The following is a 12,810-nucleotide window of genomic DNA, read 5'->3' as shown; positions in this document are numbered from 1 at the left end:
AACCATGGGGCACCACGGCTGGGGAGGCCGACCTCCCGCATCGGAGGCGGAGGCACGGCAGCGCATCATCGATGCGACCGCCCGCTGCATCGACCGGCACGGTGTCACCAAGACCACCCTGTCCGACGTCGCCGGCGAACTCGGCGTCACCCGCCAGACCGTCTACCGCCACTTCGGCCGCCTCAACGACATCATCGCCGAGGTCGCGGCCCAGGGCGCCGAGTCGTTCGTCGACCGGATGATCGCTCACCTCCAAGGGATCACCGATCCGGCCGAAGCCGTGGTCGAGAGCATGGTCTTCTGCGTACGGACCATCCCCACCGAGCCACGCCTGAGCCTGCTGCTGCAACTCGGAGACACCACCGCCTTCGGCCGCGGCGCCACCACCCCGGACACGATCGCCTACGGCGCCAAGATGTTGCAGCGTTTCCCCGTCGACTGGGCCACCGCCGGCATCGGTGCACCCGACCTCGACGGCCTCGCCGAGATCATCATGCGGCTGCTCACATCGCTGTTGCAGCACCCGAGCGAGCCGCCGCAGGACGAAGCCCGGCTCCGAACCCTTCTCGGCCGCTGGCTGGCCCCGGCGCTGTCCCCGACCGCGGCCGCCGTGCCCGCGGGGTCTTGAGGCTCGCCCTCAGCCCCGGGGCCCGGTCACTTCCTCCAGAACAGGTGGTGCGTCACACCGCTCGGGCTGGGCACGACCTCCAGGTGAAAACGGTCGAGCAGCTCGTCGGGGGACTCCCACAGCCGTAGTCCCGAGCCGATCTTCACCGGCGAGACCACGACATGCAGGGTGTCGACGAGGTCCGCGTCCAGGAACTCCCGGATGGTGGTGACGCCGCCGCCGAGCCGGACGTCCCTGCCCCGCGCCGCCTCCCGCGCCTGCTCAAGGACCGTGGCAGGGTCACCGTCGACGAAGTGGAACGTGGTGTCGGCGAGCGTGAACGAAGGACGCCTGTGGTGGGTCATGACGAACACGGGGGTACGGAACGGAGGCTCTTCACCCCACCAGCCGCGCCACTCATGGTCGTTCCAGGGCCCGCGTTGCGGGCCGAACTTGTTGCGGCCCATGATCTCGGCCCCGATGTTGCGCGCGTAGTCCCGCGTGAAGTAGTCGTCGAGTCCCCGGCTCCCCCCGGAGTCGGTGCGCATGGGCCAGCTCGCCGTGGCGCCTGCCCACGCGAAGAGTTTCGCCGGATCGATGGCGTGGCCGAACGGATTCTCCAGGCTCTGGTCCTCACCAGCACCGATCCCGTCACTCGAGACGCTGAAATTCTGAACTCTCAGCAGCTGAGGCATGTGTTCCTCCCATGTGGTCGACAACGGTGTTCAGACTCTCCGGGCCGCGAGAACTCATCGCCGCATCCGGAACCGGCAAAGAAAGTGTGTCCCACGAGAGCCTGTCCCTCCGGCATCGGCCTGGTGTCCGAATCGCTCCCTTTCGCCCGGCGGGGTCCCATCAGCACACTGCACGGGGCGGCAGAGGGGGGCCTATGAGCGGATCGGAGCCAGCGGACAGAGCGGCACCCGGCCCGTCAGCCGGCCTGCCGTTGCTGCGGCTGTACGACGCCGTACTGGTGGATCTCGACGGCGTGGTCCGCGTGGGCTCCCATCCCGTGCCGTATGCCGTGCCCGTGCTGCGCGGGCTGCGGGAGGCCGACCGACGGACCGTCTATGTGACCAACAATGCCAACCGTTCCCCCGCCGGTGTGGCGGCGGCCCTGCGGCACCTCGGTCTGGCGGTCGACGACGGCGAGGTGGTGACATCGGCTGAGGCTGCCGCGCGCCTCGCCGCCGAGCGGTGCCGCCGTCACGCGCCGGTCCTCGTCATCGGCTCACCGGCCCTGCGGGCAGCGGTCGTCGCACACGGGCTGCGGCCCGTGGCGTTCGAGCGGGACCGTCCCGCCGCCGTGGTCCAGGGGTTCGCGCCGACGGTCTCCTGGCAGGAGCTGGCCGAGGCGGGTCACGCGGTGGCGCGCGGCGTACCGTGGATCGTCACCCATACCGACCTGACCGCTCCCACCCCCCGGGGGACCGTGCCCGGCAATGGTGCCCTGGTCGCGGTGGTGCGGGCCGCCACGGGAGCCGAGCCGATCGTCGCGGGCAAGCCCTCACCCGCGTTGTTCCGGGAGGCTGCTCGGCGGGCCGGCGCCCACCGGCCCCTGATGGTCGGCGACAGCCTGGACAGCGACGTCCAGGGCGCCCGGCGTGCCGGATACGACAGTCTCCTGGTCCTGACCGGCCGTACCCGCCCGGCCGACCTGTTCGTCGCACCGCCCCACCTCCGGCCCACGCATCTGGGACGGGACCTGCGAGCCCTGTGCGCGCCGCCACTCGTCGCCGACCCGCGGGCGCGGGGATGGTGGTGCCGGGGCTGGTACGCCAGGGTCGAGGACGGCGCCGTGCTGGTGGAGGGAGGCGGCGACGCCTGTGCGGGACTGTGGGCGGCCTGCACGGCCGCCTGGTCGGCGGCGCCCGAGCGACCGGACCCGCTGCGGGCCCTGGCGGTGCTCGATGGCACAGCCGACCGCTGAAGGCTCTCCGGGCACGCTCCACGAGAGGTTCCGCGCCGGGCCGTCGACGGTCTGCGGCACACACGCGCCGCAGGTGGCATGGTTCGCCGCACCCCCGGTGGGGCGCTCCGGGACCGACGGCCCGGCTCCCCCGGCGCTGCTCAGCCGCCCGGCCGGGAGCCGGTCCGGCCGAGCAGCCGCACCACTTCCGATGTGGTGTAGCCGCGCTCGAAGTGCTGCGGAGCGGACAGCATCAGTGACACCAGCCGGTGCAGCGTCGAGGCGTACTCCTGCGTCGTGCCCTCCCAGCGCGTCGCGTCCAGCATCCACGGCGGGGTGTCCGGGGACAGGTCCGCCCTTCCCTGCCGCATCAGGGATTTGGACAGTTTGGCACCGGACGCGGACAGGACGACGGGTGTCAAGACGCGGGCCGGCGGAAGGACACCGCCCGGGAAACAGAGGTGTGCCTCGTCCAGCAGACGGCAACCCGCCGCCCAGTCCGCGCCTTTGACGATGACGGGCAGGGCGGCCTCCCGGGCGGCCAGCCGCTCTTTGACGACGTTGCGGTGCAGCGTGGTGAGCCCCACGTACGCGTCCCCTTGCGGCCCGGCCTCGGCCTCATGGCGTCCGTGGTCGAGGCAGAGGGCGGTGAAACGGGCACGGCTGCCGTCGAAAGCCAGGAGTTCGGTGTCCTCGCCGTGCTTTTGCAGCCAGCCGCAGCGCGGACACGGGAAGCTGATGGGCACGTGCCCGCTGGACGGGGCAAGTGAGAACCGCAGCCGGTCCCATTGAGCGAGGGAATCGAGGAACTCCTCGCGGAAGGCGGGTGTCCGCTGCTGGTCCGTGTACGTCTCGACGGAGTACGGCACACCGGTCATGGCGCTGAGCGCGTCGAACAGACCGCTGTAGAACCGTTTCACCAGCTCCAGTATCCGGTCCGGACCGGCCGCGTGGTGGTAGGAGCGGGTGTAGAGGGTGCCGGTGCGCGGGCAGAGGCGGGTCTGGCAGGGGGCGTTGTCGAGCGCGCCGAAGCGGAGTTCGGACTGGACGCCGAGCCGGTCACGGGCTGCCTCTGCCAGCAGGAAGGCCGCCGTCTGCAGAACGCCGGTGCCCAGATGCGGAGCTCCGTTGATCTGGACTCCCGCGTACAGGACCACCCGAGTGGCCGCGTGCATGCGCAGGTGGGGCCTGATGAAGTCGACGCTGTGTTCGACGGCGCCCTCCGTGACGCTGACGGGAGAGACGGGCTCCGCGGGCCGCGGTGCCGCAGGAACGGACGAAGGCATGAGGCGGGCTCCCTGGGGCAGCGGCATTACCAGTGGTGACGTGCGCTTGCGAGGGGCAGGTCCAGGACGCGTACGGGCCAGGGGCAGGGGGTCTCGCCCGGCGCATCGAGGTTCTCCAGCCGGGTGGTCCTCGACCGCGCCGCGCTGTGCAGGAGGTCCATCAGCTCCTTGGCGCCGGCGGGATGGCCCGCTGCCTCCGCCCGGCGGCAGGCCAGGCCGACGATGAAGTAGGCGAGCGGGCCGGGCCCACGGCGCCACAGGACGGCCTCCCCCGCTTCTTCCAGGGCCAGGACGCGCTCGGAATGGCGTCGGGTGAAGTCGCCGAGCGGCAACGGGCACAGTGTCACAGCGGCGATGCGGTATCCGGCCTCGGCGAGTCCGGCGACCGCGCGCCGGGGCGCGGAGTAGCTGCCGAGGGTGAGGCCGAGGTCGGCGCCGAGGGCCCGGGCGTGCCCGGTGATCGGCCCGGCCCACCTCAGGCCATCGGCCCCACCGCTGATCGAGGGGCGGGCCCGGCCCACTTCCGGGGGCAGCGGCACATAGGCGGGATTGCTGGTGACGACCAGGGGCCGGGGAAGCGGGCCGGGGGCTGTGGCGAGCAGCCGCGCCGCGCTCATCAGCGCGAAGTCACCACGGGCGAAGGTGACTCTCCCGTCACCGGGAGGGGAGGCGTAGCGCGTGCGGGCGTAGCGCAGGGTCTGCTCACCGGAGTCGATGCCGTGGACGCGGGCCGCGCCGGCCCGGGCCATGGCGGCCGCGGCGGCTCCGCTGCCCGACCCGAGGTCCAGCACCGTGCCTCCGCCGCCGGGCGGCAGCAGGTCCGTGGCGACCCACACGCCGGTCTCGGTGTCGGCCGGTTCGAAGAAGACCTCCGGTTCCCCTGGCGGCTCGAGATCGTGCGGCGTCAGGTGGGTGTAGTCGGTGACCCGTGAGACGTGCGGCATGGCGTGCCTCGCTCCTGATGGACGGTGGGAGTCCGGATGGTCGCGTCAGCGGGGCCGCAGCCCGATGGTGTGCTCCAACACGGCCATGGCGCTGGGCAGTTTCATGGCCGCTTGGGTCCAGGCCAGGGACCGGGGGCCGTCCAGCACCTCTGCGGCGACCTCGTCGCCGCGGTGGGCGGGCAGGTCGTGCAGGAAGACGGCGTCCGGGTACCTGCGCAGCAGCGCGGCGTCGACGTGGAACGGCCGGAATACCTCCCGCCAGGAAGGGTCGGGCTTGCTGGTGCCGGTGGTCTGCCAGCGCGTGGTGTACACGACGTCGGCCTCGGCCGGCGCCTGTGCGAGGTCGTGGATCTGGCCGATCCGCGCCCCCGTGGCCTCGGCGTTCTTGCGCGCCACGGCCAGCGCTTCCTCGGGCAGGCCGTAGCCGGGAGGGGTGGCGAAGGTGACGTGCGCCGCGGGGATCGTCGCCAGGCCGTGGGCGAGGGCCGTGGCCGTGTTGTTCCCCTCCCCCGCGTACAGCACCCTGATCCCGCTCAAGTCGCCGAAGGCGAGTGTCAGTGCGGCGAGGTCGCACACGCCCTGCGTGGGGTGCTCCTCGGCCGCCATGGCGTTGACCACGCGAAGGCGGCCCGCACGGGACAGCTCGCGCAGCTGTTCCAGCGGCCCTGCCGTGCGCGCCACCAGCAGGTCGAGCATGGGGCCGAGGACCCGGCCGGTGTCCGTCACCGATTCGCCCGTGTTCAGTTGGAGGTCGTCGGGCCCATAGGAGAGGGGCGAACCGCCGAGCCGGACGGCGCCGCTGTGGAAGGCGGTGCGGGTCCGGGTGGAGGTGCGGGTGAACAGCACACCGACGACCCGGCCGTCCAGCGGCCGGTCGTGCGCGTCGCGGTCCCGGAACAGCTCGACCGATCTGGCAAGGAGACTGCTCAGCTTCTCAGGAGGGAAGTCGGCCAGGGAGAACAGTCCATGCTCCGGGCCGGGGACAGGGGCTCCGAGCAGGGAGTCCGGGCCGGTGATGTCACGCATGCGCAGTCCTGCCTTCCGTGTCTCAGTAAAGGCGCAGCCGTCGGCCGGACGCGCGGCGCACGGCGACCTCGTGGACGGCCGCGAGCAGAGCGACGTCCAGGACGGCCATGCCGAACGGATTGCTGATGACATGCCCGGCGCCGGGCCGCTCGGCCGCCACCTCACCGGTGAGGACCTGGCCGAGCGTTCCGTCGACGGCGCGTCCGCCCGCCGGCCCCGGCGCCCGGGCGGTGATCCTTCCCTCGCGCATCAACGCCCCCAGGACGCGGCGCGGGTTGTCCTGGACCAGGCCGATGTCGTCGACGTACAGGGCCTGCGCCGTGAGCAGGGCCTCGGGCAGCAGGTCCGCGAGCGACACATGGGCGACGAAGGTCCCCGGACGCAGCCAGGCCGCGGGCAGATAGCCCGTCTCGGTCGTGGTCACCGTCACCACCACCGGGGAGGCCCGCACCGCCTCCCGCGCGGTGGCGTGGACCAGCGTGCGCAACTGGGGCCGCTGCTGTGCGTTCCAGTCGGCGAGGGCATCGGCCCGCCGGGGATCGACGTCGTACACGTGCACTGTGCGCACCTGCGGAAAGGCCGTGCCGAGCAGTTCCAGATGGATACGGGCCAGGGTGCCGCAGCCGATGAGCGTCAGCTCCTGCCAGCCGGGCGGGCCCAGGTGACGCAGGCTCACCATGGTGTACGCGGCGGTGCGGGCCGCGCTCAGCCAGCCGGCCTCGGCCAGCACGAGCGGGCGTGCGGTCTCGTGATCGAACAGGAGGCTGACGCCGGCTGCCCGCTCCCGGCCGAGCGCCGGGTTGCTGGTGGCGGCGTTGATCAGCTTCATCCCCCGCACGGGTGGGGCGCCGTCGCCCTCCAGCGCGCCGAGCATGGCCAGCGAACGGCAGGAGCCGCCGCGGTCGTTGGTCCAGGGCAGATAGCCCTCGGCGGGCAGGGTGCCCGCGCCCCGGGCATGCCGGACCAGCGCGTCGGTCACGACCTGGCACACGTCGATTTCGGCCGCGCACTCCCGCACGGCCGTACGGTCCAGGAAGAGCACGTCCTCACTCACGAACCGCCTTCTTTCCCCTCGGTCAGCAGGCCCGCCTCGTGGAAGGCGTCCCGGGCGCCCTCGACCGCGAGCACGCCCGTCTCCTCGAAGAGCCGTAGAGCGTGCCGCGCCGCCACGCGCGTCCGCCGCTCGCCCTCGGCCCGTGCATAGCAGTCCCCCACCACGTCCTCCACCTGAGCCGCGCTGAGACCCGCCATGCTCAGCATGGCCCGTACCGGGCGCAGGTCCGGCAGCAGACTGGAGCGGATCAGCCGCGGCAGACAGCGGGCGATGCGCACCCGCTGGGCGGAGGAGTTCTGGGCCCACAACTCCCGGAAGAAGCCCGCGAAGAAGGCGTGGTGCCAGCCCTCGTCCCGGGCGTGGTCACGCACGATCTGCCGGACCACACCGAGCACCCGCTCGTCCTTGGGCACCTCGCTGAGGATGGCGGTGACGAGCGTTTCGAAGACGACGACCTGCAGCAGCTGCGCGAGCACCGGCTGGCCCGGCAGGGCCTCCCCGCCGATCGCGTCGAGGTGCGCCCGGAACGGCGTGAACACGTACGGCACCGGTTCGATGCCGCAGGCGTCCGCGATCTGCCGGATGACGTCGAAGCTGTACAGCGCGTGATAGCCCTCGTCGCAGTAGATCCGGAAGGCGTCGAGCCTGGTCTCCGCGGGGATGTCGACGCCGCAGCCGCCCGTGGCGATGAGCTGGGTGGCACGATTGACCACCTGGGTCTCGAAATGCGTCGTGAAGCCCAGATACTGGAACAGGTGCCGCGCGGCCAGCGCCTCCCGCGCCCGCGCGGGCAGCGCACACACCAGGGGATGAGCACCGTAGGGGATGAGGGCCGGCGGAAAGTACAGCCGCCCGGCGCGCAGTTCGTCGCGCAGCAGCCGACGCGGGTCCCTGCGCACGCCCGCCTTCGCGTACCAGTCCCGCTCGCCGCCGTCGGTGTGCACTTATCCCGCCTCCCCGCTCACCGCACCGGCAGCCTCACCGACAGCCAGGACGCGGACCCCGGGCGCTCCCGCGTGCCCGGTGATGCCGTGTGCCCGGCGCCATACGGCGGAGTACACGGTGTCGAGGTAGCGGTCCGCGCCGTCGGGGCACAGACAGGCGGCGCTGGTGCGCCGGGCGTCGGCCCGGAACAGGCGCAGTGCCGCCGCCACGAGTGCGCCCGCACTGGCGCCGACACCGATCCCGGTGGTGTCGCGCAGCCACAGACACACCCTGACCGCCTCCGCGGGGCGGACGTAGACCGTGGGCCGGTGGCCGCCGGGGAGGAAGGCGGACGGACGGCTGGAGCCGATGCCGGACAGCAGGCGGGGGCCGACCCGCCCGCCCAGGGCCGCCGATCCGACCGCGTCCACCCCGATCAGCTCCCAGTCGGCGCCCGACGCGGCCACGTACCGTCGGAAGCCGGCGAGCGTGCCGCCGGTGGACACCGCCACCAGGACGCTCATCCGCTCCCCGGATGTCTGCCGATGCAGCTCGGGCGCCGTGCCGGCCTCATGGGCACCCGGATTGGCCGGATTGGCGTACTGGTCGGGCCACACCAGCCCCGGCTGGTTGTCGAGCAGGTCCCGCACCCGAGCGAGACGGTTGAGGAGATAGCCGCCGGCTCCGTCCGGGGCGTCCACGGTCACCACCCGGGCCCCCAGGGCGCGGATGTCGTACAGCAGCGCCACGCTGGCGCGCGGGTCCACCACCGCGGTGAACGGCACACCGTGGGCGGCGGTCAGTGCGGCCAGGGCCAGGCCGAGATTGCCGGAAGTGGACTCCACCAGCCCCACGCCCGGATCCACCCGGTCGGCGACGTCCCGCCACAGCGCCAGCGCCGTGCGTCCTTTGATGGACCCGGAGGGGTTGTTGCCCTCCAGCTTCAGCCACAGCCGCCGCGGTGTACCGGCCACCTCGACGCCCAGCCGGAGCACCGGCGTCCAGGCGAGACCCTCCCTCGGTGACCGGCTCATAAGGCCGTGCCGCCGGTCGCCTCCTGCCGCACGTGCCCGGCGACCTGCGCGTGTGTCGCGTACCAGACGTCACCACGGGCGGCGATGTGCTCCAGCAGTTCCTCCAGGACCACCATCCGGGAACGGTGCCCGATGACGTGCGGGTGCAGGGTGAGCTGGAAGAGACCGCCGTCCGCGTGGGCCGCGTCGAACTCGTCCCGCCACAACGGGATCAGCTGTCGGGGCGGGGTGTAGGGACGTACGGCCGTGGAGCGGTCCATGTTCAGATACGCGGCGTCGTCACGGATCCATTCCGGCGGGATCTCCACCACGCCCGTGGGCTCGTCGTACGCCAGCAGCTCGTACGGCTCGTCGTCCGCCATGAGGGAGGAGTCGTAGAGGAGCCCCAGCTCGCGGATGATGTCCAGGGTGCGCTCGGTGAAGTCCCAGGAGGGCGTGCGGATGCCCACGGGCCGGTGGCCGGTGACGCGTTCCAGGGTGTCCGCGCACCGGAAGGCCAGGTCCCGCTCGTGCTTGTACTCCAGCCCCATGGCGCGTTCATGGATCCAGCCGTGGACGGCGACCTCGTGCCCGGCGTCGACGTAGCCCCGGGCCTCGCCCGGACGCAGCAGGGCGCACACCGCCGGCATGAAGAACGTGGCGGGCACGGCGTGCCGCGCCAGCAGGCGCAGGATGCGGGGGACGCCGACGCGGGCGCCGTACTCGCCCTGTGACAGCTTGCCGGGCGTCACCTCGCCGTCCCGGAGCGGAATGGTCTCGTGGTCGGGGTCGAAGGAGAGCGCCACCGCGCAGCGCGCGCCTTCGGGCCAGGACGCGGGCTTGAGACTGCGCCCGGCACGGACCCGGTCGACGTGCCGTCGCCATTCGGCCTCGCCCCATTCCCACGGGCGTTCAGGTGTCGCTCCCGCGGACGCGGACATCGTCATGGATCGGGCCTCACCCTCACTCGGGTTCGCGGGCTGACTCGGTCGAGCATCTCAGCGCGTCGGCCCCCGGTCAGCACAGGGAATCCGCCATCCTGTCCGCACGTGGTGGTGTCCTGATCCCGTCCACCGCGGCACACGGGGGCTGTCCGGCCCCGCCCGCGGTCCCTACGGTGAGACAGTACGGCCGCCTCCCCCGACGCCGCCGCGGGCCGGGCCGCCACGGACCGGGCCCGGGAAGGAGAACGGCTGCATGACCCCTGCGCCCCGGGCTCCGCACCACGCACAAGACGCCGCCCTCTCCCAGCAGCCCACCGGGACTCCCGCGGGCCCGCCTCTGCTCGACGCGGCTCGCCGGCTGGCCCCCGAAGCCATCGCCCTGCGCCGCGCGCTGCACCAGTGTCCGGAGCAGGGCCTGGACCTGCCCAACACGCAGGAGCTGCTGCTCGACGCCCTCGGTGGACTCGGCCTGAGAATCCACACCGGCCGCGCGCTCACCTCCCTCACCGCGGTCCTCTCCGGGGCGGCCGACGGGCCGACGATCCTGCTCCGCGCCGACATGGACGCCCTTCCGGTGGCCGAGGAGAGCGGACTGCCCTTCGCCTCACGGACCCCCGGGCTGATGCACGCGTGCGGCCATGACGCCCACATGGCGATGCTCGTGGGCGCGGCACGGCTGCTCGCCGAGCGGCGCGCACAGATCGCCGGGCGCGTGGTGTTGATGTTCCAGCCCGGTGAGGAGGGCCATCATGGGGCCCGCCACATGATCGAGGAAGGTGTCCTTCAAGCGTCCGGACACAGAGCCGACGCCGCCTTCGCCCTCCATGTCCACCCCCAGCTGCCCTCAGGCGCACTGCGGTTGCGCCCCGGTCCGCAACTGGCCGCCTCCGACCGGTTCCGCGTCCTCGTCCGTGGCCGCGGCGGACACGCTTCCGCGCCGCACACGACGTGCGACCCGGTACCGGTGGTGTGCGAGATCGTGCTGGCGCTGCAGACGATGGTCACCCGCAGCCTGTCCGCCGACGACCGGGCCGTGCTCAGTGTGACCCGCCTCGCCGCCGGTACGGCACCCGGCGTCATCGCGGACACCGCGGAGCTGGGCGGCACTCTGCGCACCCTGTCCGAACCCACCCGGAAGATGCTGCACGAAAAGATCATCAGGGTGGCCGAGGGGGTGGCCGAGGCCCACGGAGCACGAGCCGAGGCGGCCATCGAGCCGGGCTATCCGGTCACGGTCAACGACCCCGGCTTCACCGACTTCGTCCTTCGCGCGGCCGCGGGCGCGCTGGGGACGAACGCGGTGGACGTCCTGACGGCCACACAGATGACCGCGGAGGACTTCGCCTACGTCCTGCGGGCGGTCCCCGGCGCCCTGGCGTTTCTCGGTGTGTGCCCGCCCGGCCTGGAACCGCACGAGGCCCCGTCCCTGCACTCGCCCCGCATGGAACTGGACGAGGACGCGATCGCCTCGGGCATCGCCTGCCACGCGGCCGTGGCACTCACCTTCCTCGCAGGAGGCGCGACGGAGCTCGCGCCATGACGGCCCCCGACATACGCACCGCTCTCCCCGGCGACCTCGACCGGGTCGAGGGCCTGTGGCTGGAGGGGAGTCGCTGGCTGGCCGGCCGCGGCCTCGACCAGTGGCAGTATCCGCCGCGCCGGTGGCGCATGGAGGAGGCGATCGAGGCGGGCGACTGCTATCTCGTCTTCCGTGACACCACGGCCGTCGCCACCATCACCGTCCACGCGCGTGCCGACCTCGAATGGTGGAGCGAGGACGACCCCGCATCAGCGCTCTACGTCCACGACCTCGTGGTCAGCCGGGCGGCCGCCGGACAGGCGCTGGGCGCACACCTGCTGGACTGGGCCGGCGCCCTGGCCCACCAACGGGGCAGACCCCGGCTGCGGCTGGAAGCGTGGAAGACCAACCACCTGCTGCACCGCTACTACCTCGACCAGGGCTTCACACTCCTGCGGATCGTCGACCTGCCGCACCGCAACTCCGGGGCTCTGTTCCAACGAGCCGCCTCCCCTGCCGCGGCCCTCCGGCCGGTCATGTCTCCCGAGACGATGGAGAGCCGACGATGACGACCACCGTGCGCCCCTCCGAATCCGGGGACTTGTACCCGACCCGCACCCCGCACGCCGCGGCTCCCTTCCCGCGCCGGCACCCCGTCGTCTGGAACGCCGACGCCGACGGCCCTGTGTCCTCCGCCCGGCTCAGCACCTATGACCGCGACGGCTTCCTGCACTTCGAGGCGCTGCTGTCCAAGGAGGAGACAGCGGCCTGTCTGGAGGAGACCGGGCGTCTGAAAGCCGACCGCTCGCTGAGCGCATCGGGACGAGTGGTACCGGAGCCCGACGGCGGCGGGATCCGCTCGGTGTTCGAGGTGCACGCGCTCAGCGATACGTTCGGCCGGATCGTCCGGTCCGCCGGGCTCGTCGGCATCGCACGCCAGATCCTGGGCTCGGATGTGTACGTCCACCAGACCAGGGTGAACCTGAAGTCGGCGTTCACCGGCTCGGGCTTCGGCTGGCACTCGGACTTCGAGACCTGGCACTCCGAGGACGGCATGCCGGCGCCGCGCGCACTCAGCCTGTCCATCGCCCTGAGTGAGAACGCCCCGTACAACGGCCCGCTCATGATCATCCCTGGGGCACACCGCACCTTCGTCCCCTCCGCCGGCCGGACGCCTCCCGACTACCACCACACCTCCCTTCAGGGAAAGAACCTCCCGGCCGGCCCACCGGACCGCGCCGAGGTCGCGGCCCTGGCCCGCGACCTCGGTATCCGCCAGTTCACCGGCCCGGCGGGTTCGGCGGTCGTCTTCGACTCCAACAGCCTGCATGCGTCCGCCTCCAACGTCTCGCCGTTCCCGCGCACCAACCTCTTCGTCGTCTACAACAGCGTCGAGAATCCGATCGGCACCCCGTACGCGGCAGCGCGCCCACGCCCCACCTATCTGGCGAGCCGCACCTTCACCCCGCTCCCCCACCCGTCTGCGGGGTGACGTGCGGGCGTCAGCCGCGGACGCCGAAGCCGAGGTGGTCGGTGAGATCCTCTCGCCTGTCCTCCACCGCACCGCCGCCTCCCCGCGCACCC

Annotated in this window: 13 protein-coding genes; 5 read left to right on the top strand and 8 right to left on the bottom strand. The window is 72.4% G+C overall.

Annotation, left to right across the window (positions count from 1 at the left end; genetic code table 11):
• Positions 1-4 precede the first annotated feature (4 nt).
• Entirely contained in the window at positions 5-628 is a 624-nt protein-coding gene (locus ACZ4MU_RS09695; RefSeq protein WP_467873231.1) for a TetR/AcrR family transcriptional regulator, read from the top strand.
• Between the two features lie 26 nt (positions 629-654).
• Here ACZ4MU_RS09695 and ACZ4MU_RS09690 read toward each other — a convergent pair whose 3' ends face one another.
• Positions 655-1,302 (bottom strand): dihydrofolate reductase family protein, encoded by a 648-nt coding sequence (locus ACZ4MU_RS09690; protein WP_467873229.1) that lies wholly within the window; start codon positions 1,300-1,302, stop codon positions 655-657.
• Between the two features lie 194 nt (positions 1,303-1,496).
• On the opposite strand from ACZ4MU_RS09690, the gene ACZ4MU_RS09685 reads away from it, so the two are divergent.
• Positions 1,497-2,537, top strand: coding sequence for an HAD-IIA family hydrolase (locus tag ACZ4MU_RS09685; protein WP_467873226.1), 1,041 nt, complete (start codon positions 1,497-1,499; stop codon positions 2,535-2,537).
• Between the two features lie 140 nt (positions 2,538-2,677).
• Here ACZ4MU_RS09685 and ACZ4MU_RS09680 read toward each other — a convergent pair whose 3' ends face one another.
• From ACZ4MU_RS09680 to ACZ4MU_RS09650, 7 genes are read right to left on the bottom strand one after another with little or no spacing between them, the layout of a single operon-like run.
• Positions 2,678-3,802 carry a hypothetical protein gene (locus ACZ4MU_RS09680; RefSeq protein WP_467873223.1) on the bottom strand — a complete coding sequence of 375 codons (1,125 nt, stop codon included), beginning with the start codon at positions 3,800-3,802 and terminating at the stop codon, positions 2,678-2,680.
• 26 nt (positions 3,803-3,828) lie between these two features.
• Positions 3,829-4,746 carry a methyltransferase domain-containing protein gene (locus tag ACZ4MU_RS09675; RefSeq protein ID WP_467873220.1) on the bottom strand — a complete coding sequence of 306 codons (918 nt, stop codon included), beginning with the start codon at positions 4,744-4,746 and terminating at the stop codon, positions 3,829-3,831.
• Between the two features lie 45 nt (positions 4,747-4,791).
• Positions 4,792-5,772, bottom strand: a complete 981-nt coding sequence (locus tag ACZ4MU_RS09670; protein ID WP_467873218.1) for an ornithine carbamoyltransferase — start codon at positions 5,770-5,772, stop codon at positions 4,792-4,794.
• 22 nt (positions 5,773-5,794) lie between these two features.
• Positions 5,795-6,826: an ornithine cyclodeaminase family protein gene (locus ACZ4MU_RS09665; RefSeq protein WP_467873215.1), complete on the bottom strand. Its 1,032-nt coding sequence runs from the start codon at positions 6,824-6,826 to the stop codon at positions 5,795-5,797.
• On the bottom strand, positions 6,823-7,770 hold the full coding sequence (locus ACZ4MU_RS09660) for a diiron oxygenase (RefSeq protein ID WP_467873212.1): 948 nt from the start codon (positions 7,768-7,770) through the stop codon (positions 6,823-6,825). The genes ACZ4MU_RS09665 and ACZ4MU_RS09660 overlap by 4 nt, the downstream gene beginning before the upstream one ends.
• The gene (locus ACZ4MU_RS09655; protein ID WP_467873209.1) at positions 7,771-8,784 is read right to left on the bottom strand and encodes a pyridoxal-phosphate dependent enzyme; all 1,014 of its coding nucleotides are present in this window, start codon (positions 8,782-8,784) and stop codon (positions 7,771-7,773) included.
• Positions 8,781-9,704 (bottom strand): polysaccharide deacetylase family protein, encoded by a 924-nt coding sequence (locus ACZ4MU_RS09650; protein ID WP_467873598.1) that lies wholly within the window; start codon positions 9,702-9,704, stop codon positions 8,781-8,783. The genes ACZ4MU_RS09655 and ACZ4MU_RS09650 overlap by 4 nt, the downstream gene beginning before the upstream one ends.
• A gap of 256 nt (positions 9,705-9,960) precedes the next feature.
• On the opposite strand from ACZ4MU_RS09650, the gene ACZ4MU_RS09645 reads away from it, so the two are divergent.
• Genes ACZ4MU_RS09645 through thpD form a run of 3 tightly spaced genes read left to right on the top strand, consistent with a single transcriptional unit; the run spans position 9,961 to position 12,718 of the window.
• On the top strand, positions 9,961-11,247 hold the full coding sequence (locus ACZ4MU_RS09645) for a M20 metallopeptidase family protein (protein WP_467873206.1): 1,287 nt from the start codon (positions 9,961-9,963) through the stop codon (positions 11,245-11,247).
• Entirely contained in the window at positions 11,244-11,795 is a 552-nt protein-coding gene (locus ACZ4MU_RS09640; RefSeq protein ID WP_467873203.1) for a GNAT family N-acetyltransferase, read from the top strand. The genes ACZ4MU_RS09645 and ACZ4MU_RS09640 overlap by 4 nt, the downstream gene beginning before the upstream one ends.
• On the top strand, positions 11,792-12,718 hold the full coding sequence (gene thpD / locus ACZ4MU_RS09635) for an ectoine hydroxylase (protein WP_467873199.1): 927 nt from the start codon (positions 11,792-11,794) through the stop codon (positions 12,716-12,718). The genes ACZ4MU_RS09640 and thpD overlap by 4 nt, the downstream gene beginning before the upstream one ends.
• Positions 12,719-12,810 lie beyond the last annotated feature (92 nt).

It is taken from the genome of Streptomyces sp. NPDC026377, from assembly GCF_055567715.1.
This window is presented reverse-complemented; position numbering and strand designations above follow the sequence as displayed.